The organism is Marinomonas sp. IMCC 4694, assembly GCF_008122525.1.
Lineage (GTDB): Bacteria > Pseudomonadota > Gammaproteobacteria > Pseudomonadales > Marinomonadaceae > Marinomonas.
The window spans coordinates 2,890,852-2,911,301 of sequence record NZ_VSRV01000001.1 but is presented as its reverse complement, the minus strand read 5'-3'; the positions used below and the strand labels follow the sequence as shown (position 1 = coordinate 2,911,301).

The 20,450-nt window shown below is 47.3% G+C and carries 20 protein-coding genes and 1 pseudogene; 9 read left to right on the top strand and 12 right to left on the bottom strand.

All coding sequences use genetic code 11. The features are described from left to right. Positions 1-10 precede the first annotated feature (10 nt). Both FXV75_RS13270 and tnpA read left to right on the top strand, forming a co-directional pair. Positions 11-358 carry a DUF2493 domain-containing protein gene (locus FXV75_RS13270; RefSeq protein ID WP_148834104.1) on the top strand — a complete coding sequence of 116 codons (348 nt, stop codon included), beginning with the start codon at positions 11-13 and terminating at the stop codon, positions 356-358. A 142-nt stretch (positions 359-500) separates the two neighbouring features. After that, positions 501-665 carry an IS66 family insertion sequence element accessory protein TnpA gene (gene tnpA, locus FXV75_RS16365; RefSeq protein ID WP_187424896.1) on the top strand — a complete coding sequence of 55 codons (165 nt, stop codon included), beginning with the start codon at positions 501-503 and terminating at the stop codon, positions 663-665. Here the strand turns inward: tnpA and FXV75_RS16725 are convergent. The 3 genes and pseudogenes from FXV75_RS16725 to FXV75_RS13255 all read right to left on the bottom strand — a co-directional run. After that, positions 662-808, bottom strand: a pseudogene (locus tag FXV75_RS16725) (transposase domain-containing protein); the annotation flags it as partial. The gene tnpA and the pseudogene FXV75_RS16725 overlap by 4 nt on opposite strands. 37 nt (positions 809-845) lie before the next feature. Next, positions 846-1,412: a HutD family protein gene (locus tag FXV75_RS13260; RefSeq protein WP_148834102.1), complete on the bottom strand. Its 567-nt coding sequence runs from the start codon at positions 1,410-1,412 to the stop codon at positions 846-848. Then, positions 1,405-2,802: a formimidoylglutamate deiminase gene (locus FXV75_RS13255; RefSeq protein ID WP_316247119.1), complete on the bottom strand. Its 1,398-nt coding sequence runs from the start codon at positions 2,800-2,802 to the stop codon at positions 1,405-1,407. The genes FXV75_RS13260 and FXV75_RS13255 overlap by 8 nt, the downstream gene beginning before the upstream one ends. Positions 2,803-3,111: 309 nt before the next feature. Between FXV75_RS13255 and hutU the strand changes: the two genes are divergently transcribed. The 5 genes from hutU (at position 3,112) to FXV75_RS13230 (ending at position 9,487) form a co-directional block, all read left to right on the top strand. Continuing rightward, positions 3,112-4,800 carry a urocanate hydratase gene (hutU, locus tag FXV75_RS13250; protein ID WP_148834100.1) on the top strand — a complete coding sequence of 563 codons (1,689 nt, stop codon included), beginning with the start codon at positions 3,112-3,114 and terminating at the stop codon, positions 4,798-4,800. Positions 4,801-4,874: 74 nt separating this feature from the next. Beyond that, positions 4,875-6,410: a histidine ammonia-lyase gene (gene hutH, locus FXV75_RS13245; RefSeq protein WP_148834098.1), complete on the top strand. Its 1,536-nt coding sequence runs from the start codon at positions 4,875-4,877 to the stop codon at positions 6,408-6,410. A 32-nt stretch (positions 6,411-6,442) separates the two neighbouring features. Continuing rightward, positions 6,443-7,663, top strand: a complete 1,221-nt coding sequence (gene hutI, locus FXV75_RS13240) for an imidazolonepropionase (protein WP_148834096.1) — start codon at positions 6,443-6,445, stop codon at positions 7,661-7,663. A gap of 10 nt (positions 7,664-7,673) precedes the next feature. Further along, positions 7,674-8,486 (top strand): N-formylglutamate deformylase, encoded by an 813-nt coding sequence (gene hutG / locus FXV75_RS13235; RefSeq protein ID WP_148834094.1) that lies wholly within the window; start codon positions 7,674-7,676, stop codon positions 8,484-8,486. 125 nt (positions 8,487-8,611) lie between these two features. Then, complete coding sequence (locus FXV75_RS13230; RefSeq protein WP_148834092.1) at positions 8,612-9,487, top strand: LysR substrate-binding domain-containing protein; 876 nt, start codon at positions 8,612-8,614, stop codon at positions 9,485-9,487. Here the strand turns inward: FXV75_RS13230 and FXV75_RS13225 are convergent. Continuing rightward, a complete protein-coding gene (locus FXV75_RS13225) occupies positions 9,484-10,401 on the bottom strand; it encodes a DMT family transporter (RefSeq protein ID WP_148834090.1) in 918 nt (305 codons plus the stop codon). The two genes, FXV75_RS13230 and FXV75_RS13225, sit on opposite strands and share 4 nt — an antisense overlap. A gap of 367 nt (positions 10,402-10,768) precedes the next feature. Here FXV75_RS13225 and FXV75_RS13220 point away from each other — a divergent pair, with 367 nt between their 5' ends. Both FXV75_RS13220 and FXV75_RS13215 read left to right on the top strand, forming a co-directional pair. Then, positions 10,769-11,434, top strand: a complete 666-nt coding sequence (locus tag FXV75_RS13220) for a glutathione S-transferase family protein (protein WP_148834088.1) — start codon at positions 10,769-10,771, stop codon at positions 11,432-11,434. A 116-nt stretch (positions 11,435-11,550) separates the two neighbouring features. After that, positions 11,551-12,528 (top strand): hypothetical protein, encoded by a 978-nt coding sequence (locus tag FXV75_RS13215; protein WP_148834086.1) that lies wholly within the window; start codon positions 11,551-11,553, stop codon positions 12,526-12,528. A gap of 96 nt (positions 12,529-12,624) precedes the next feature. On the opposite strand, the gene FXV75_RS13210 is transcribed toward FXV75_RS13215, so the two are convergent. The 8 genes from FXV75_RS13210 to rhaI form a co-directional block, all read right to left on the bottom strand. After that, on the bottom strand, positions 12,625-13,923 hold the full coding sequence (locus FXV75_RS13210; RefSeq protein WP_148834084.1) for a TRAP transporter large permease: 1,299 nt from the start codon (positions 13,921-13,923) through the stop codon (positions 12,625-12,627). Positions 13,924-13,925: 2 nt separating this feature from the next. After that, positions 13,926-14,372: a TRAP transporter small permease gene (locus FXV75_RS13205; protein ID WP_187424895.1), complete on the bottom strand. Its 447-nt coding sequence runs from the start codon at positions 14,370-14,372 to the stop codon at positions 13,926-13,928. Between the two features lie 71 nt (positions 14,373-14,443). Beyond that, on the bottom strand, positions 14,444-14,917 hold the full coding sequence (dctP, locus tag FXV75_RS13200) for a TRAP transporter substrate-binding protein DctP (RefSeq protein WP_148834080.1): 474 nt from the start codon (positions 14,915-14,917) through the stop codon (positions 14,444-14,446). 155 nt (positions 14,918-15,072) lie between these two features. Next, on the bottom strand, positions 15,073-16,650 hold the full coding sequence (tnpC, locus tag FXV75_RS13195) for an IS66 family transposase (RefSeq protein WP_148830795.1): 1,578 nt from the start codon (positions 16,648-16,650) through the stop codon (positions 15,073-15,075). Positions 16,651-16,676: 26 nt separating this feature from the next. After that, a complete protein-coding gene (gene tnpB / locus FXV75_RS13190; RefSeq protein ID WP_148830796.1) occupies positions 16,677-17,039 on the bottom strand; it encodes an IS66 family insertion sequence element accessory protein TnpB in 363 nt (120 codons plus the stop codon). A gap of 34 nt (positions 17,040-17,073) precedes the next feature. After that, positions 17,074-17,688: a TRAP transporter substrate-binding protein DctP gene (dctP, locus tag FXV75_RS13185; RefSeq protein ID WP_148834078.1), complete on the bottom strand. Its 615-nt coding sequence runs from the start codon at positions 17,686-17,688 to the stop codon at positions 17,074-17,076. 69 nt (positions 17,689-17,757) lie between these two features. After that, positions 17,758-18,876, bottom strand: coding sequence for a glycoside hydrolase family 105 protein (locus FXV75_RS13180; protein WP_148834076.1), 1,119 nt, complete (start codon positions 18,874-18,876; stop codon positions 17,758-17,760). Between the two features lie 211 nt (positions 18,877-19,087). Beyond that, positions 19,088-20,380, bottom strand: coding sequence for an L-rhamnose catabolism isomerase (gene rhaI / locus FXV75_RS13175; RefSeq protein ID WP_148834074.1), 1,293 nt, complete (start codon positions 20,378-20,380; stop codon positions 19,088-19,090). Positions 20,381-20,450: the final 70 nt, after the last annotated feature.

The following is a 20,450-nucleotide window of genomic DNA, read 5'->3' as shown; positions in this document are numbered from 1 at the left end:
GGAGTTATATATGAAAGTAGCCATCATTGGTTCCCGATCCTTCTCTGACTACTTTTTAGTTGAAGAAGCCCTAAGGACAAGCATAGACCTCAACACCATTACCGTCATCATTTCTGGTGGCGCAAAAGGTGCCGACACGTTAGCCGAAAAGTTTGCCACTGATTATTCCTTAGAAATCCAAGTATTCAAACCAGACTGGAAGCTCTATGGTCGTGGTGCAGGTATTGTCCGTAACAAACACATTATTGAAAGCGCCGACAAAGTATTTGCCTTCTGGGACGGGAAGTCGAAGGGGACACTCAATTCGATAAAGACCGCTAAAAAGCTAGGAAAAGATTTAACTATTATTGAATATTAATACACTTTCGTCAGCTTAAGTCTAAAACAGATGACCGTATCAACAACGTAAGCGTTCATTCCACGCCGTTACTTCATCTCATCTTTTCTCACTCTAAACTGGGCTCCGTTTTCATCTCATAACCGATAACGGAGTCCAACTCATGACTAAGCCTTATACCCGTCGTTCTTCTTCTGAATGGCAAAAAATCATTGAAGATCAAGCCGAGTCTGGTTTATCAGCCCCTCAATACTGTAAACGGCATCAAGTGAGTGTAAGCGTCACTATATCCACCCCTAAAACAACACAATCCGCTCTGTTAACCTAATCCGCTTTCGGTTTATTCCATGGCAAGAGAGCTTCGAGTTTTTCTAGGGTATTAGCGTCGGCGATGTGGTCGAGTAGGTATTGGAGGTAGTTCGAGGGTTCAAGTCCATTGGCTTTGGCGGTTTCTATCAGCGTTGCGGAAGTGGTGAGTTAACGTGTTTCAAAACGTCAATAGTTAACTTTATCCGCTGATGCACACTAAAACGCCACGACCTTGGGTTAGTGTTGCCTTGGCGTTTTGTGAAAAAGTCACCATGCTGTGAGCCTTGATGGTGACCGCCTCGGCGTTTTCCATTTCAATCACGCTGTCCTCAGAGGCATAAAAACCACTGAACAAGGTGTCGTTGTTTGAAAATGAAAACGAGCAGGGCGCTGTGTATGCCTCCACCTTGGCGTGGGTGTCGCTGTTTCGCACCATGATGTTCAGGTCTTCAATGGTGCCGTTGTGCAAGGTGGCGTGCGTTTCATCACCGCCTGAAAAGCGCGCTATGTCTAATGGATTGTTTAATACGCTGGTGTGTTTGCCGGAATGTGCCAGCGTCATGCCGTTACCAGACAGCAACACCAAGGTGCGATGCAATCCAGCAAAATTTGAAAAGACGCCGTCTGCTTTGACCGACGCTTGGCTGATGCGAAAGCGTAATCCTTGATCGTCTTCCATTTTTTGAATCTCTAGAGTTTCTCCAAGGCCATTTTTCCATGGCATTCGCTGGTATTGTGCTGGTTTGATGATGATAACGTTAGGCATGGTTCATGGCCTTTTTGATGACTTGAGTGAAGGCCAAACGGCTGCTTTCTTCTTGCTGGTGGCGGAAGTTTTTGATGGTGTGGTTGCCGGCAACGAAGACGTCTTTAATGAGGTTTTCATTTGTCGCGAACAGCCAACGATTGAGCAGGTCTTTCGATTCGCTCGCGGCGATAAAGGGGTTTGCGCTGTCTAACACCATAAAGTCGGCGCGGTTGCCTTGGCTTAATCCCAATGACACGCCGCAAGCCTGATTGCCGCCCAGTACGGCTTGCTGGAAGAGGTTATCGCCTACACTATTTTGCGCAGGGCGATGCAAACGATTGCGTTGTTGATCGCGTAGGCGTTGGCTGTATTCCAGTGTGCGTAACTCCTCAACAATCGAAAGGCTCACATGGCTGTCGGAGCCAATGCCCCAACGGCCGTTTTCTTGCTCGAAGGCCACACCTGGGAAAATGCCATCACCTAAATTCGCTTCTGTCGTCGGGCAAAGTCCAGCGACGGCTTGGCTGGTCGCAATGGCTTGGCGTTCTTCATCCGTTAGATGAGTAGCGTGAACCAAGCACCAGCGCTCATTCAAGCCGATTTCATTATGCAGCCATTCCACAGGACGTTGGCCGCTGAAGGTGATGCTGTCTTGCACTTCTTTTTGCTGTTCCGCGATATGAATGTGAACAGGGCAATCTTTAGCAAGGGAGTGCAATACGGTGTCAATTTGCGGCTTGGTCACTGCGCGTAAAGAATGAAAGCAAATACCCAGTGTATGGCGTGGGTGATTTACTAATTGGTCGTGGCATTCTTGATGAAGCGCTAAGTAAGAATCGGTGGAATGAATGAAACGCGCTTGGCCTGCGTTGGGCGCTTGTCCGCCAAAACCAGAATGGGAATACAGCACAGGCAATAAGGTTAAACCAATGCCCGAATCATTGGCCGCGGCGATCATCTGGCTCGACATTTCGCTTCGCTGTTGATAAGGCTGACCTTTTGCACCGTGATGCAAATAATGAAACTCCCCTACTTGTGTATAACCGGCTTTGAGCATGTCGATATAAAGCTGTTTGGCGATGATGTTCACATCCTCTGGCGTGAGCTTTTGCACGATTTTGTACATTAAGTCGCGCCAACTCCAGAAGCTGTCGCTTGGGTTCAAGCTCACTTCTGCTGCGCCCGCCATCACGCGTTGAAAAGCATGGGAGTGCAGGTTGGCGACGGTCGGTAATACTGGGCCAGATAAAAGATGGCAGTCTGGCATGGGTTTACTGTTGGCTTCAAAAGAGAGGAATTGACCGTCTTTTACCGAAAAAAGCACGTTGTCAGCCCAGCCAGAAGCCAGTAACGCGCGTTCAGCGTAATAGTGGTGTGTCTCGGAACTCATTCGGTTAAGGCTGCTCACAATCCATTCCTAGGTCAATGTTTATCATTTGAGTGTAATAGAAACTATATTGTATATACAAGTTGGTTTTTGTGGATTCTCAGCCTGCCTTAGTACTTAATTCAATTAGTCTTTGTTTTATAGGGTTTTTCTTCGTTTTAATGCGCCGCATATCCGCGTTGATTCCGTGAACGAGTCGGAATGTTTTAAAAAATGGCTTGCATCTTAAAAAGTTAGATTTTATCTTTGGGTTAGTTGTATATACATTTGATTTTAAAACTGCATAATTCTAAGGGCTTTGAAGAAAGGCTTTTTAATAAGGTGAAGACGATGACAAAACAAACGCTTGCTCAAAAACGTTACCGTGCCGGTGAAGTGAAAGCCGCGACTGGCACCAAGCTCACGGCGAAATCTTGGTTCACCGAAGCGCCTATGCGCATGTTGATGAACAACCTTGACCCTGAAGTAGCCGAAAACCCAGAAGAATTGGTGGTTTACGGCGGTATCGGCCGTGCAGCGCGTGATTGGGAATGTTATGACAAGATCGTTGAGTCGCTTAAAGAATTAGAAGACGACGAAACCTTATTGGTTCAGTCTGGCAAACCCGTAGGCGTTTTCAAAACCCACAGCAACGCGCCTCGAGTCTTAATCGCGAACTCCAACCTAGTGCCACATTGGGCGAACTGGGAACATTTTAACGAATTGGATGCCAAAGGCTTGGCGATGTACGGCCAAATGACAGCGGGTTCTTGGATCTACATTGGTAGCCAAGGAATAGTGCAAGGCACTTACGAAACCTTCGTTGAAGCCGGTCGCCAACATTACGACGGCAAGTTGGCAGGACGTTGGGTATTAACCGCGGGTCTTGGCGGCATGGGCGGTGCTCAGCCTCTTGCCGCCACTTTGGCGGGCGCGTGTTCATTGAACATTGAATGTCAGCAAAGTCGCATCGATTTCCGTTTGAAAACGCGTTATGTAGATGAACAAGCGACGGATTTAGACGACGCCCTAGCGCGCATTAAAAAATACACAGACGCAGGCGAAGCAGTGTCGATTGCCTTGTGTGGCAACGCCGCCGACATTCTGCCAGAAATGGTAAAGCGTGGCATTCGCCCAGACATGGTCACCGACCAAACGTCGGCGCATGATCCTCTAAATGGTTACTTACCGAGCGGCATGAGCTGGGAGGAATACCGCGAGAAAGCACAAACGCAGCCGAAAGAAATCGTTACGTTGGCGAAACAATCCATGGCGAAACACGTTCAGGCCATGTTGGACTTCCAAAAAATGGGCGTACCGACGTTTGATTACGGCAACAATATTCGTCAAATGGCGATGGAAGAAGGCGTGGAAAATGCCTTTGATTTCCCCGGTTTTGTGCCTGCGTACATTCGTCCTTTGTTCTGTCGTGGCATCGGACCTTTCCGTTGGGCCGCGCTGTCTGGTGATCCAGAAGACATTTACAAAACCGATGCGAAAGTAAAAGAAGTCATCGCCGACGATGCGCATTTACATCATTGGTTGGACATGGCGCGTGAGCGTATTCAGTTCCAAGGCTTGCCAGCACGTATTTGTTGGGTCGGTCTTGGTCAACGTGCCAAACTCGGCCTAGCGTTTAACGAAATGGTGCGCAGCGGCGAATTGTCGGCTCCGATTGTGATTGGTCGAGATCATTTAGATTCTGGCTCGGTGGCGAGTCCAAACCGTGAAACCGAAGGCATGAAAGACGGCTCCGATGCCGTATCCGATTGGCCATTATTGAACGCTTTATTGAACACAGCGTCTGGTGCGACTTGGGTATCGTTGCACCACGGCGGCGGCGTAGGCATGGGCTTTTCTCAGCATTCCGGCATGGTGATTGTGTGTGATGGCAGTGACGATGCAGCAGAACGTATTGCGCGTGTTCTTCATAATGACCCAGCGACAGGCGTGATGCGTCATGCGGATGCGGGTTATGACATTGCCATTGATTGTGCGAAAGAGCAGGGGTTAAATTTGCCTATGGCGCTTAAGAAATAACATATTTGTAGGCCGGATGAGGGCGATACGACCGTTATCCGGCGTTAAATTGACAATAAAAATTGAGAAACAGCATGTTTGAATTAATGATTAAACCAGGCCAATTGAGCCTAAACGAATTGCGTCAAATCAGCCGTCGTCACGTTAAATTGAGCTTAGACAAAAGTGCGATTCCAGCGATTCACGCCAGCACACAAGTGGTTAACGATGTGATTGCAGAAAACCGCACGGTTTACGGTATTAACACCGGTTTTGGCTTGTTGGCGAATACGCGCATTGCGCCAGAAGATTTGGACGAGCTACAACGCAGTATTGTCTTGTCTCACGCCGCCGGCATTGGTCAATTAATGGAAGACAACACCGTTAAACTGATCATGGCGCTGAAGGTCAACAGTCTTGCGCGTGGTTTTTCTGGCATTCGCTTAGAAGTGATCGAAGCCTTGCTAACGCTGATCAACAAAGAAGTGTATCCGTGCATTCCGAAAAAAGGCTCCGTGGGCGCGTCTGGCGATTTAGCGCCTTTGGCACACATGAGTACGATTTTGTTGGGTGAAGGCAAAGCGCGTTACCGAGGCGAAGTGATTTCGGGTCAAGCGGCTTTGTCTATTGCAGGATTAGAGCCCATTACCTTGGCGCCAAAAGAAGGCTTGGCGCTATTAAACGGCACGCAAGCCTCTACCGCTTTTGCTTTGGAAGGTTTGTTTGAAGCAGAAGACTTGTTCGCATCGGCCATTGTTTGTGGTTCCTTGTCGGTGGAAGCCGCATTGGGCAGCCGCAGTCCGTTTGATGCTCGAATTCATGAAGTGCGTGGTCACAAAACACAAATCGACGCGGCCGCGGCGTACCGTCATTTATTGGGTGAAACCAGCGAACTGGGCGATTCTCACCAAGGTTGTGAGAAGGTACAAGACCCTTATTCTCTGCGCTGTCAGCCACAAGTTATGGGCGCGTGTTTGGAGCAAATCCGAAGCACGTCGAGCGTATTGTGCGTGGAAGCAAATTCCGTGTCCGATAATCCATTGGTCTTTGCGGCTGAAGGCGACATCATTTCTGGCGGCAACTTCCATGCCGAGCCCGTTGCCATGGCGGCGGACAATTTGGCCTTGGCGATTGCAGAAATCGGCAGCTTGTCAGAACGTCGTATGGCGTTATTGATCGACAGCAGTTTAAGTAAATTACCACCATTTTTGGTGGATAACGGCGGCGTGAACTCTGGCTTCATGATCGCGCAAGTCACCGCCGCAGCCTTGGCGAGCGAGAACAAAAGCTACGCGCACCCCGCGTCTGTAGACAGTTTACCAACGTCGGCGAACCAAGAAGACCATGTTTCCATGGCAACCTTTGCCGCGCGCCGTTTGAAGGACATGGCAGAAAACACACGCGGTATTTTGGCAGTGGAAATTCTGTCAGCGGTACAAGGCTTGGACTTCCGCGCACCGCTGAAATCGACGCCGCGCTTAGAAAATGCGCGTGCGACATTGCGTGCTCGCGTGCCGTTTTATGACAAAGACCGTTACTTCGCGACGGACATCGAGAAAGCCAATGACTTGTTGTTGGAAGCGGTACACAACGACACCATGCCAGAAGGGCTATTGCCTAGTATTAAATAGCCAAGTTTAGTGGTTTAAGAAAAGGAAAGGTTATGACAAACAATACGCCATTACGACTCGACAGCCTGTGGCGTGGCGCGCATGTGGCGACCATGAAAAACGGTCGCTACAGCGTGATCGAAAATGCCGCCATTGGCGTATCGGGTGGCCGTATCGTTTGGATTGGCGAAGCGGCCAGCTTGCCAGCGTATCAGGCTCAGCAAGAGCATGATGTGCAAGGCGGTTGGATCACGCCGGGTTTGATCGATTGCCACACGCACTTGGTGTTTGGTGGTAACCGAGCGGGGGAATTCGAGCAGCGTTTGAATGGCGTGAGTTATCAAGACATCGCCAAGCAGGGCGGCGGCATTGCCTCGTCGGTGAAAGCAACACGCAACGCCAGCGAAGCAGAATTAGTCGCCAGTGCATCTCGCCGTTTAAAAAGCCTGATGGCCGATGGCGTGACGACCGTCGAGATCAAATCGGGTTACGGTTTGTCCCTCGATAGTGAACTCAAGATGCTGCGCGTCGCCACCGAATTGGGCCATCAATTTCCTGTCACCATTAAGCGGACTTGCTTGGCGGCTCACGCGATGCCACCGGAATTTGACGACAAAGATCGCTACATTGATTACTTGTGCGATACAGTATTGCCAAAGCTGGTGACGCTTGGCATGGCCGATGCGGTCGATGCGTTTTGTGAAGGCATTGCGTTTAGTACGGATCAGGTTGAGCGTTATTTTCGTGCAGCCAAGTCGCTCGGGTTGCCAGTGAAAATACACGCGGAACAGTTATCGTCTTTAGGTGGCACTCGCATGGCGGCGTCGTTCCAAGCCTTGTCGGCGGATCATATTGAGTTCATTGAAGCAACGGATGTAAAAGCCATGGCTGCGTCCGGCACGGTGGCCGTGTTATTGCCGGGTGCGTTTTTCACCCTAAAAGAAACGCAACGTCCGCCGATTGCTTTGTTGCGCCAGTATGACGTACCAATGGCGATTGCCACGGATGCCAACCCCGGAACCTCGCCTGCGTTATCGCTTCGATTGATGATGAACATGGCGTGTACCTTGTTCGCACTGACGCCAGAAGAGTCTTTGGCTGGCGCGACCATTCATGCGGCAAAAGCGCTGGGAATGAGCGATACTCATGGTAGTTTGGAAGTCGGCAAAGTCGCTGATTTTGTGTGCTGGGACGTAGAAAGCCCAGGAGAACTCAGCTATTGGCTGGGTGGAAACTTGGTAAAAGCCAGAGTCCATGAAGGTAAACGGCATTGAGGAAAAAAATATGAGCCAAATAGGGTTGCCCGTGCCAGCGTTCGACTTCAAACAAGGCGATTCGCCCTTGTTGGTGAGTATGCCGCATTCTGGTCTGAATCTAACGTCAGAAGTGCAAGCGGGCTTGTCGGATCAGGCCAAAAAACTGCCTGATACGGATTGGTTTATTCCCGAACTTTATGACTTTTTAGAATCATTGGGCGTGGGATTTATCAAGGCAAACTATTCGCGTTATGTGATCGATCTTAATCGACCTTATGATGACAAACCGCTGTACGCGACCAAAACCACAGGCTTGTTTCCGGACATTCTCTTCGACGAAAGCCCGATTTTTATCGATGGGAAAGCGCCAAGCGACGAACACAAAGCCTTGTGTAAGGAGCACATTTGGAAGCCCTATCACGGCACTATTGAGCAAGAACTCGCGCGATTAAAAGCCAAGTTTGGCTACGCGATTTTGTTTGATGCACACAGTATCGCGGCACAAGTCCCGATGTTATTTGACGGCACATTGCCCGACTTTAATTGGGGTACAAATGCCGGCGAATCTTGCGATTCAGCCATCGCCAGCATCGTGACTCAAGTACTGCGCCCCCACTATACACAAGTCGTGAATGGGCGATTTAAAGGCGGCTACATCACCCGCCACTTCGGCCAACCGAGCGAGGGTATTCACGCCATCCAGCTTGAACTTTCCCAAGCGACGTATTTAAACGATGAGATGGCGAAACGCGCTGAATACCAACTGGATGACAGCAAATTACCCTTTATCAAGCAGCAACTGAAAGACGTGATAGAAGCCTGCCAGCACGTTCGTTTTTAGTCTCGTTGCTTTGTCACTAATGGGTCAGACAGTAGCGTTAAAAAATAGCGACATTGATAGCGTTATAAAATGATACAGTGGTCTTATATTTGGTGTTATATGAACGGCAATATAGGAATGAGAGCATGAGCTTACCACGCAGAAAATTGCCCCCATTAAATGCGCTACGGGCGTTTGAAGTGGCAGGAAGATGCTTGAGCTTTCGAACGGCGGCGCAAGAACTGGGTGTCACTCAAGGGGCGGTTGCTCAGCAAGTTCGAGCCTTAGAAGCGCATTTGGGGCAAACGCTTTTTCAACGTTTGCCCCGTGGCTTGGCTTTAACAACGCAGGGCGCTCTTTATTTGGTCAGCATGACGCACGCATTCGAGGTGATGGGTGAAGCGACCCATGCCATTCAGTCGCGTCCCAATATTGTGACGATCAGCGTTACGCCGACTTTTGCGGCAAAAGTGCTTATTCCACGCTTGAGTGAACTGACCGCTTCGATGCCTGGAATAGAGCTGCGTACTGTCGCGACCGAATCGGTGTCGGATTTCGATAGGGATCAGGTCGACATCGCAATACGACTTACGCGCAATACCTTTCCTGCTCATTTGGAAGCCGCGCGGTTGTTTCCGCAACAACTCATAGCCGTTGCCAGCCCGTTATTGTTTACGAATCGAGCACCACCGCTTTCGTTGGCGCAGTTGACAGAATTTCCTATTTTAATCGATGCGCACAATCACTGGCCGACCTTTTGCGATACCACCGAAAAACTCACCGGGGCCACGTTTAATCAGACGACATTGGCGATTGATGCGGCGCTTGCGGGTCAAGGCATTGCCCTTGCCTGCTTCGCTTTTGTCGAAAAAGACATTAAAGCTGGGCGACTTGTCCCCGTTTTTGAAAAGACAGTCACGGTTGAGCCAGATTACTATTTGGTGCGAAAACGAAGCCGGTCACCACATCCTACCGTTGACGCTGTTTGGACGTGGTGCCAGAAAGAATTAACTCGACTTTAATCAATGGAAGCTGAATGGACTGGGGAGTCTACTGGACGCGGCGTTTTGTGCTTTCCTGTCTGAATCAAAATCACGCCGCCTAGAATCAATATCAATGCCAGTGCAATAGAGGCATCCATCTTTTCACCCACAAAAGCGCCAATAACCACCGCGACCACTGGTGCAATGTAAGTGCCTCCTGAAGCTTTGACCGAGCCCAGTTTTTCAATAACATAGTAGTAAAGAAAGAAAGCCCCTCCGGTGCCAAAAATACCCAGTCCGATCACCAATCCTAGTAGGGTTTTTAGATCCGCAGCGACATTGGTGATGCCACTAAAATCGGTTAGCACCAGCAGCGTCAGTGACGCGCAGCCTGTTTGCCAAGTGGCTAAAGCGACTGGCGGCAGTTTTAATGAGGACAGTTGGCGCTGTGCATACACGAACGAGATGCCTAGGCTGGTGGTGCCGGCTAACATCCATAGCACACCGACGACATTAACGCCTTCCGCGCCTTCCCATGGTTTGGTACTGATAACGATACCGATAAACCCCACCATGACCCCAAGCAGCATTTGAAATGTGGGGCGATCTTGGCGTAAAAACAAAAATGCACAGATAAAAGTAAAAATAGGAATGGTGCCACTTAACAACCCAGCAATGCTTGTTGGTATTAAAGCGGTGCCGGCCACAAAGCCGTAGTAGTAGAACGTCGTTGCTAAGACAGACATGACGGCGAAATGAAGCAAATATTTCAACTGGCCGGTGTGGATTTGCCGGCGGTAAAGCGCGACGATGAGCAAAGGAATAAAGCCCGATAAAACGCGGAGCATGACGGTCTGCATAGGGGAAATAAGCTCAGTGGACCATTTCATGAAAATAAAATTAGATCCCCAAATACTGCCCAAAACCAGCAATGCAACATAGTATCTCAACATATGGCTACCTCATCAAACATGATCACAAAAACAAGAAGAGTCCTGTTTCACTGCGCTCAATGTTAAAGCGTTCAACGAAAATAAGCGCCGGCTTTAAATTCCTTGAGGCAAGAGTTTTTCTACACTCTTAATTTTTTGTGTGCAAAGCTGTACTGTCAAGAAGTGGTTATTTGCCATTTAATAATGGAACTAAATGATGGGTCGTTGAACTTTTTACCGGGGCGGGACGGCTGAAAAACGTCAAGATAACCTCATCTTTTTATGAGCTTCCACCGTATCAATGTTACTTTGCATTAGTGCGGTTGCACATTGTTGTTACTTTGCATTGTTGATGTTTGTGTATCTGATAAAGCCATAAGGAGGTTGTATGATTACCGTTCACCATTTAGAGAATTCTCGTTCCCAGCGTATTATTTGGTTATTAGAAGAGCTTGGCGTTGAGTATGACATTGTTGAGTATAAGCGCGACCCTGATTCGGCGTCGGCGCCTGAGTCCCTCAAAAAGATCCATCCTTTAGGAAAGTCTCCGGTGATCACCGATGGTGAGCTCACCGTGGCGGAATCTGGGGCGATCATTGAATATCTTTTAGATCAATACGACACAGAGCAACGTTTGAAGCCAAAAAATGGGCAAGCTGTGCTGGATTATCGCTATTGGTTGCACTTTGCAGAGGGTTCTTTGATGCCTTTGTTGGTGATGAAGCTGGTAATGATGAAGGTACCAAAAAGTCCGATGCCTTTTTTTGTGAAACCGATTGCCAAAGCGTTAACTGATAAAATTCAAGAAAAATTCATTATGCCAAGACTGCAACCACAGATGCAGTTTATCGAAGACACCTTGGCAAAGCACACTTGGTTTACGGGCGAGCAGCTAAGTGCCGCCGACATTCAAATGAGCTTTCCCCTGCAAGCGTCAACAACAAGATTGGACATGGTGAAATTCCCTAATATTGCGCGCTTTATTCAGCAAGTCAACACCATGCCGAGCTATCAAAAAGCGATTGAAAAGGGCGGTGCTCTTAATGCGTTATAGACTGTGTACGACGAGGTGACCTTAATGTCTCTTCCGACAACGATTAAATACCCAAAGCTCGCGACATTTTTTAATAAGCGTTTACAGTTTGCGCGATTCTTGTTGGGAGTGGAAACATGCAAACACACATAACGCGTTGGGCAGGGCTGTTGTTTCATAGCTTGTTCAGAGAGATTTTCGATGTTACTTGGACGCTGTATAAAATCATGGTGCCGATGATCATCGTGATTAAGGTGGTAGAAGAATTGGGTGGCATTGAACTGTTGAGTCTATGGCTCGGCCCCGTGATGTCGATCGTCGGTTTGCCCAGTGAAATGGGTTTGGTGTGGGCGACCACCTTGGTGACTAATATGTACGCTGGGCTGGTGGTGTTCATGAGCCTAGACACCGAATTAACCGTCGCTCAGGTCTCGGTGCTGAGTATTCTGCTGTTGCTGGCGCATTCCCTGCCTGTGGAAGTGGCGGTGGCGAAAAAAGCCGGCGTGGGCATTGTCGCGACATTGGTGATTCGTCTTGGCGGCGGTTTACTCATGGGTTGGCTATTGCATCAGTATTATCATTATTTTGAGGTATTAAATACCCCTGCAGAAGTGGTATGGCGACCTGAATCCACGGTCGACGCCAGCTATTTAGATTGGGCGATTGAGCAGGTGAAAAGTTTGGTGATGCTCTTCGTGGTGATTGCTGTGCTGATGACGTTTCTGCGTCTGCTGAAACTGCTCGGCATCGAAAAACTTATGGGCATCATGCTACGCCCTATTTTATCGGTGTTGGGCATCAGCCGTGAAGCGACCAATTTAACCATAGTGGGTATTACTCTAGGCGTGTCTTTTGGTGGTGGCTTATTGATCAACGAAGCCAAACGCGGGCACATCACACCACGGGACATCTTCATCGCCATGATGCTGCTTAACTTAATGCACAGCATGATAGAAGACACCTTGTTGGTGTTATTGATTGGCGCCAACTTCACCACCGTATTCTGGGGGCGCATTGTGTTTTCGATCGTTGCAATCGCGGTTCTAGCCTTCGTCGTCAAACGCATGGACGAAACCCGCTGTCAGAAATACCTGTATTCGAAAGTAGAGACGTAACGCTTCTATTGTTAAAGAGAAACAGCATGAAAGTTTAAACGCTTCCATGCTGTTTTTTTGAATCAATGAGCCGTTTTAAACCCCAAAGCTATTCATTCAAAGCCCAAAGAGCTTGGGTAAAAACAAGGTGATGACTGGCACGTAGGAGATAACGGCAAGTAAGCTCAATAGCACGAAGTAGAAGGGGGCGAGGGCGACGATGACTTGTTCTACTTTCACTTTGGCTACGGTGGCGCCGACGAATAAACCTGTTCCGACTGGTGGTGTAATAGTGCCGATGGCTAGGTTGAAAATCATAACGACGCCAAAGTGTACAGGGTCGTAGCCCACTTTCATGGCAATCGGTAATAAGATCGGCGTGAAGATCAAAATCGCCGGCCCAATGTCCATAAAGCAACCAATGACCAATAATAAAATATTGATAATCAGCATGACCATAATAGGGTCGTTAGATATGCCTAAAATCAAGGCCGATATTGCGGCTGGAATACCAGTAAAGGCCATAGCGAAAGACAAAGTGGCCGATGCCGCTAACAGCAACATGATGGTACCAGTAATGTGTGATGTCTCGATTAGAAATTTAGGTAGTGCTTTAAGTGACGTAGTTTTGTGGATGAAAAACGCTAAAACCATGGTGTAGATCACTGCAATACCAGAGGCTTCTACCGGTGTGACGATACCCATGACAATCCCACCGATGATAAAGATGATAAGGAATAAGCTGGGAATCGCATCGAGTGTAATCTGAATCGCTTCTTTAAACGGTACTCTGTCCGACAAAGGGTATTTGCGTTTTTTGGCAATAATGACGGTAACTAACACCAAGCCCAAGGCCCAAATAATACCCGCGACGGCACCACCTAAAAACAAGGCCGCAACGGAGGTGCCACCAGATACCAAGGAATAAATGATAAAGGCTGTCGTTGGTGGCACTAACATACCCGTTGGGGCTGAGGCGATGTTCACCGCGGCCGCAAAGGATCGGTCGTAGCCTTCTTTGGCTTGAATCGGCACCATCACGCTACCAATGGAGGTGGATGCGGCAATGGCCGATCCTGAAATACAGCCAAATAAGACGTTACCAGCGATGTTAGTTTGCGCTAAAGATCCTGGAATACGCCCTGCGAGCAGTTTCGCAAAGTTGACTAAACGTATGGCGATACCACCGGAGTTCATAATCACTCCAGAGAGAATAAAAAATGGCACGGCTAACAAGGAAAAACTGTCTAAGCTAGCGACCATTTTTTGCGCTGAAGTAAACAGCGCCATGTCGACAGGCACTATCATGGTGACAGCGGCTAAAGACGATGCGACTAGAGCAATCGCCAGGGGCAACCCTAAAAGAGACAGGATCAAAAAGGTAATAATCAGGACTAAGCTCGCTTCACCTGCCATGTCTATTCTCCCATACTGAGTGATTTTTTGATGTCATCGAAAGGTGCTTCATTAGCTGGTGTTCTGATGACATCAATCAAATTTAAAATGGCGTACAAAATCAACAACACACCGCAAACGGGCAGGGCTGCATAAAAACTCGACATCGGCATTTGCAGTACAGCGGTGAGTTGTTTCGAAGCGATTTGCATGCTGTGTAAACCGCCCAGAATCATTACGTAAATGCTGAAAATAATAAAGCTGATAGGGACTAACATCTTAAGGAGTTTTTGAAATCTACCGCGCGAAATATCGCGCAGTAGATCAATGGCCATATGAGAACCACGGCCAGCAGAATAAGCAGCTCCTAATAGAGACAACCAGACCAATCCTAACCTTAGTAACTCTTCGGTGTAAGTCGAAGGGTCGTTGAATACATAACGGCTGATTACCTGCCAGCTAAGTATCACGACCATGCTAAGGAGTAAGAGAGAGCACGTTGTCCCTAGACAGATGTCCAGGAAACGTCTTATTTTGGGCATTATTTTGACTCCGCTTGCTGGCGGATTGCCTGATAAACCTTATATTTTGCCGGGTCTGATTTTAGCTCTTCGTACATTGGCTGAACGGCCGCTTGAAACTCACTAACATCTGGGTAATAAAAGGTCACACCAAATTTTTCTTCGCTCATAGTTTTTGCGTCGTTAACGGCTTTTGTCCAAGCTTTCTTTTGGAACTCAGTAGACTCTTTTGCCGCTTCTTTAACCGCTTTACGCTGGTCTGGTGTTAAGCGATCCATGGTTGCTTTCGAGATCAACACGATATCTGGCACACGAGAATGCACGTCATAAGAATAGTGTTTCGCGACTTCGGCATGACGAGCAATCGTTAGGGCAAACTCATTGTTCTCCGCGCCATCTAGTACGCCTTGTTGAATTGACGAGTAGACGTCAGCTTGTCCCATAGCGAGTAAGCGTCCGGTAATCACCACCTTGAAAAAGAGTTTCTTTATCATCAGGCTTGCATGGAAGGGATTATATCGGTAAATTAATTATTAGACAGAGGGCGAACGGATTTGCCCACGCCTCCAGGATGGAGGTTCTGTCTCTTTTCAGGAAGATTCAAGGCTGCATGGATGCAGCGGGAAGGTTTTTCTCTTTATTCTCAAACTTAAGTTAGCCTGATATTCCACGGCAATAAATCGTCCATGTCATCATTTTCCTTTCTTCTCGGCAGTTCTTCAAACAATCTGACTAAGTAATCATACGGGATAAGCCCATTGGCTTTCGCTGTTTCGATGATGCTGTAAAGCATGGCACTGGATTTTGCGCCACTTCCTGTGTTAGCAAACAACCAATTTTTACGTCCAATAACGAAGGGTTTAATGGCGCGTTCAGCACGATTGTTGTCGATGTTGATGCGCCAATCAGTCAAGTAAACACTGAGTTTGTCCCATTGATTGAGATTGTATTGGATGGCTTTGCCTAATAAGGATTTAGGTGGCACCTGTTGAGCCGATTTTTCAAGCCATGCTTTGTAGTTCGCTAAGACTTCGGGGACTTGTTCCTGACGGATTTTAAATGCGGCTTCTGCATTGTCGGCCTGTTGGGCCAGCGTTTCGATGGCGTACAGTTTTTTGATGTAGCTGATGGCGATGGTCGCTTTTCCTGATTTGCCCTTTGGCATGCCTTTTTCGGCTTCAATGAATTTTCGACGTGCGTGTGCCCAGCAGCCTGCCAGCGTGGCTTGGGTCGATTCGTACGCTTGATAACCATCCACATTGAGATAGCCATCGAAGCCTTGTAAAAAATCAACGGCGCATTGCCCACTTCGAGTCGGTTGGTAATCGTATAAGACAATATTCGGGATCGGGTTGTGTTTGTCTGGGGCATCATTGCCAGTGCAATACACCCACATGTAGCATTTTGAACGAGCTTCTTTAATCACATTAAGCGTGGTTTCATCGGCTTGGATGACGGACTGTTTCAGTAATTCTTGATGTAGCCGTTCATAAAGCGGCTCTAAGGCATCAGCACATTTTTTCATCCAATCTGACATGGTTCGTCGGCTTAACTCAATACCGTATTGTTTAAATAAGGTTTCTTGTCGATAGAGCGGTAAGCTGTATTGGAATTTACCGGTGATAATCTGACTCAGCAAACTCGGTGTGGCGATGCCTTTTGGGATAATACTCGGTGGCATAGCCGCTTGTTTGATGGCGTTCTGCGTGCCTGTCTTTTCACACTCACGGCACGCGTATTTAGGGCGGACTGTTTCGATGACCTTGAGTTGGGCTGGGATAAACTCTAACTTTTCAGAACGGTCTTCACCAATACAATGAAGCGCCCCTTGGCAGCAGGAACAGACTTTATCAGACTCGGCAGCGTCCAGCACAACGATTTCGCGCGGCAGGTCTTTGGGCAAGGGTTTGCGCTTAGGCTTGGCACGAGTGTAAGAGATGGTTTGCGTTTCAGGCTCGGCATCGGTTAATGCCTCTGCTGCCTCAATCGCACTTTCATCAAACAACTCTCCTTGGCCGGGCGAGACTTCCGAGCTTTTGCCAAACTGCTTTTGCTGCGCCAAACGCCACTGTTCCAAAATAAGCTGATACTTGGATTGCCATTGGGCAAGCAGAATATCCTTTTTACCCAGAAGACTGTCTTTTTCATCCAATAGCAAAGCTTGCTCAAGCAATTTGGCCTTAAGCGAGTCAATGTCATTGGGTAAGTCTTCTGAGCGTATTTTCATGGGTTGGATTATACCAACCAAATGGGCTATTCGTCATGATATCGGTAGGTTAAATGCGGATGAGCTTGTGAAGAATGAATCGGTAGGCCGTCCAGCAACCAATTGAGTTGTCTGGAGGAAACCTGAAGGGACAAGAGTTCATCATCAATCCCCGGCCATTGGAAGTGGCCTTTTTCCAATCGTTTGTAATGTAACCAAAAACCATTGTTTGACCATTGCAGGATTTTGATCTTGTCACGTGCTCGTCCACAGAAGACAAACAATTGTTCGCTACAAGGCTCTTTTTCAAGATTGTAGGCGACAATATTACAGAGTCCATCAATGGCTTTTCGCATATCGGTAGGGCCACAAATAAGGGTGACGTTGAGTTGAGATGACGCGGTAAACATGAGTCTGTTGCTCCTATTTAAAAGACAACAGACTTTAAGGAGTTGTAAAGGGATTAAAATGTGTGGTTTGCCGGACGCTTACCATAGCGATAGGTGAGCCACCGAGCATTTTTACCATCTTGATGGAGGTTGGGCTTTGCATTACGCGAATTTTGAGACCTTTTAGGTCGTCCACATTACGGATGATTTTTTCTGAGGTATAGAAACTACGAGCGCCACTGTCGTAATAGGTTAACCCCAAAATACCTTCGCCTTTCGATGATTCATAAATCGGTGTGGTGATTTTTGGATTATCCATCACATCGTAGAAATGCGCTTGGCTATCAAATAAGTACGGCATGGAAAAGACACCATACACAGGAGCAAAGCTTTCCATTAGGCCGCCACTGACTTTTGTCATGTCTAGCAGGCCAGCTTGTAGTAACTCGACCATTTCACGTTCGCCACCTAATTGGCTGTCAGGAAAAAAGGTAACAGTGACATCGCCTTTTGTTTTCTGATCCACTAATTCGGCAAATTTTTTCATGGCTTCAACGGTTGGTGTCGCGTTGCTCGCGTAGCCAAAACGTAAGTTCTCCGCATAAGCGGATGCCGAGGCTAGCCCTAAGCTTATTAGAGTAAGTGCTGTGGTAAATAATTTAGTTTTCATTTTCTTATCCTTCTTATGTTTGTTGTTTTTTAAGAAATTGATAGTGGGTTTTGCTTGTTTAAAAAATAGCTAGATATAGCGACGTAGACTCTCGCTAAGACATAAAATCGCCATGGCTTGCCCATAAGGCATAGAGGTAATTTTGATGTTTTTGTAATACTCCAAGTCGTCACCCATAGCGGTGCCAAAAGAGGTGTTTTGCAGTTCGCCTTGCGCGTCAATGTTGCCATAGACTGCTTTGATGGCTTTTTCCGCAATAGGTAAATAGTCACTAGAGAGATAGCGTTTGCGTACGGCTTTTAAAATGCCATAGGCAAATCCTGCAGAGGCGGACGCTTCTAGGTAAGTGCTGCTATCGTCTAACAAGGTGTGCCAGAGACCATCGCTGTGTTGTAGTTCGCTTAGGGCTTTGACTTGGCGTTCTAAAGTAGACAACAAGAAACGGCGAATCGGATCGTTTTCAGCCAAATCTAATAATTCGATGAATTCTGGAATGACGATCGTGATCCAGCTATTGCCGCGAGCCCATAAAGCATCGGCAAAGTTGTGGTTGCCCTCGAACGTCCAGCCGTGAAACCACAGGCCGCTTTTTGAATCCATTAGGTATTGTATATGAGTCAAAAATTGGTATTTTGCTTCTTCCACATAATCGGGTTTATTAAGTAATTTGCCTATTTTGGCGAGCGGCAGGACGCTCATCATTAAGGTGTCGTCCCACATTTGGTTGTGGTTTACGCTGTTATAAACGATGTGCTGAAGGCCGCCTTCTTGCACGCGGGGTATTTCGTACATTACCCATTCAGCCCATTCTTCCAAATACGGCAGCCAAGACTCTTTTGGCGTACGTTCATGCAAGCAAGCCAGCGTTAAAAAGGGCGCAACCGTGTTAATGTTTTTGGTTGGCGTGCCTTCACTCAGACGTTGTTCGAACCAGTCTTGGATGATTTTTAGGGTGTCTGGGTTATTGGTGATTTGCCAATACTTGAATAAGCCATATAAACCAATGCCATGAGTCCATTCCCAGCCAGCCCAGCCTTTGGTGTCGATCACTCGACCGTCCTCAAGGCGCAGCAGAAAGTCACCGGTAGTATCTTCAATATTGATAAGATTTTGAGTCAACAGATCGATTGCCTCTATGGTTTGAGGCTTTGAAATAACATGTTTCTTTTCTTTTAATAGGTCATGCATTTTTAATCCCTATATTATTGTTGGATTGCGACATGTTTTCTTAAACATAAATTACAATATATTCATTTGAAATAGATTTCTAAATTTATTTTTATATTTTTATATTTTTATTAAAACATTGTTTCTAAAATTTATCTCGTTAAAAAAATATAGCCTATGAGGAAGACTATATTTTTGTTTTTCTTAACTATTTTGTTTCTACTCTCTTGGCTTATACAATCCCTGAGCCAGTTTTATTCGGATCTGCAGGACGAGCCTTAGCAACAGCTGCGCGATAGCCGCTTGCTCGGTAACAGCTCACTGGATCAATGGCGCCTCCAGCTTGTAAACGTGCCATTTGTAAGATTGGCTCGACGTCCAAGTTATAAGCTTGTTTCAAGCTAGCTTGCGCCATCATTGGATCATTTGCTTCTTGGTATTGAGTTAACGCGCTGCGATCTACCAATAAACTTTTCACGAAGGCGCGTTGTACTTCGGCGGCGCTGTACATCAAACTTTCGATTGGGTCGGTGACGTTATGGGATTGATCCAACATGTAAAACGGGCTGTAAGACGGATCTTGCGCACGAATGTCGGTCAATTCATTGAAGATCAGGAATAGCTGATAAGGGTTGATAGAACCGCTGTCCAAATCATCATCACCGTATTTACTGTCGTTGAAATGGAATCCGCCTAGCTTGCCGAATTGCGCAAGACGACTGACGATCATTTCGATGTTGACGTTTGGCGCATGATGCCCCAAATCCACCAGAGACAAGCAACGCTCGCCGGTTTCTTTTGCTGCAAGGTAGCTGCTGCCCCAATCTTGAATCACGGTTGAGTAGAAAGCCGGTTCAAAGATTTTGTGTTCTAGCAGCATGTTCCAGTCATCTGGTAGGCTGTTATAAACTTCTTTAATGCTTTCTAAATAATGCGTGAAGCTGTTTTTAAAGTGTTGTTGGCCAGGGAAGTTAGACCCATCGCCCACCCAAACCGTGAGGGCTTTTGATCCCAACTTTTGACCTAGTTCCACCACGTCAATGTTGTGAGCAATGGCTTGTTCACGCACGGCTTTGTTGGTGTGCGTCAAACTGCCGAATTTGTACGATTCTTCCTGACCGATTTGATCTTGGAATGTGTTGGAATTCATCGCATCAAAGTGCAAGCCATATTGCTCAGCGTATTGGCGTAGTTCGCTTGGATCTTTTGGTCTGTCCCAAGGAATATGCAAGGACACGGCTGGCGTGGCTTGTGATAGCAGTTGAATAACCGAGCAGTCGTCAAGCTTTTCAAAGATATTGCGTGGCTCGCCTTTGCCCGGAAAACGCGCGAAACGCGTACCACCCGTGCCGACACCCCAAGAAGGAACTGCAACGGTAAATTGCTTAGCTTGCTCTAAAATAGTATCGATTTTGATGCCGGAGCGATCCAGTTTTTCCGCCAGCGCATTGTAATCGCTAGTAACCGCCGCTTCTTGTTTGGCGTTTTGCTCTTGTAGCCAGTTTTGATCAATAAGTTGTTTCATGGTGATTCCTTTTTATTGTTCTTTTAATCGAGACCTTCGCGCGACGATAGCGCGTGCAAAGGTCTTTGAA

Coding starts and splice junctions, on each gene's coding strand:
- FXV75_RS13270 (WP_148834104.1), top strand. CDS start 11: ATGAAAGTAGCCATCATTGGTTCCCGATCCTTCTCTGACTACTTTTTA.
- tnpA (WP_187424896.1), top strand. CDS start 501: ATGACTAAGCCTTATACCCGTCGTTCTTCTTCTGAATGGCAAAAAATC.
- FXV75_RS13260 (WP_148834102.1), bottom strand. CDS start 1,412: ATGCCTAACGTTATCATCATCAAACCAGCACAATACCAGCGAATGCCA.
- hutU (WP_148834100.1), top strand. CDS start 3,112: ATGACAAAACAAACGCTTGCTCAAAAACGTTACCGTGCCGGTGAAGTG.
- hutH (WP_148834098.1), top strand. CDS start 4,875: ATGTTTGAATTAATGATTAAACCAGGCCAATTGAGCCTAAACGAATTG.
- hutI (WP_148834096.1), top strand. CDS start 6,443: ATGACAAACAATACGCCATTACGACTCGACAGCCTGTGGCGTGGCGCG.
- hutG (WP_148834094.1), top strand. CDS start 7,674: ATGAGCCAAATAGGGTTGCCCGTGCCAGCGTTCGACTTCAAACAAGGC.
- FXV75_RS13230 (WP_148834092.1), top strand. CDS start 8,612: ATGAGCTTACCACGCAGAAAATTGCCCCCATTAAATGCGCTACGGGCG.
- FXV75_RS13225 (WP_148834090.1), bottom strand. CDS start 10,401: ATGTTGAGATACTATGTTGCATTGCTGGTTTTGGGCAGTATTTGGGGA.
- FXV75_RS13220 (WP_148834088.1), top strand. CDS start 10,769: ATGATTACCGTTCACCATTTAGAGAATTCTCGTTCCCAGCGTATTATT.
- FXV75_RS13215 (WP_148834086.1), top strand. CDS start 11,551: ATGCAAACACACATAACGCGTTGGGCAGGGCTGTTGTTTCATAGCTTG.
- FXV75_RS13210 (WP_148834084.1), bottom strand. CDS start 13,923: ATGGCAGGTGAAGCGAGCTTAGTCCTGATTATTACCTTTTTGATCCTG.
- dctP (WP_148834080.1), bottom strand. CDS start 14,917: ATGATAAAGAAACTCTTTTTCAAGGTGGTGATTACCGGACGCTTACTC.
- tnpC (WP_148830795.1), bottom strand. CDS start 16,650: ATGAAAATACGCTCAGAAGACTTACCCAATGACATTGACTCGCTTAAG.
- tnpB (WP_148830796.1), bottom strand. CDS start 17,039: ATGTTTACCGCGTCATCTCAACTCAACGTCACCCTTATTTGTGGCCCT.
- dctP (WP_148834078.1), bottom strand. CDS start 17,688: ATGAAAACTAAATTATTTACCACAGCACTTACTCTAATAAGCTTAGGG.
- FXV75_RS13180 (WP_148834076.1), bottom strand. CDS start 18,876: ATGCATGACCTATTAAAAGAAAAGAAACATGTTATTTCAAAGCCTCAA.
- rhaI (WP_148834074.1), bottom strand. CDS start 20,380: ATGAAACAACTTATTGATCAAAACTGGCTACAAGAGCAAAACGCCAAA.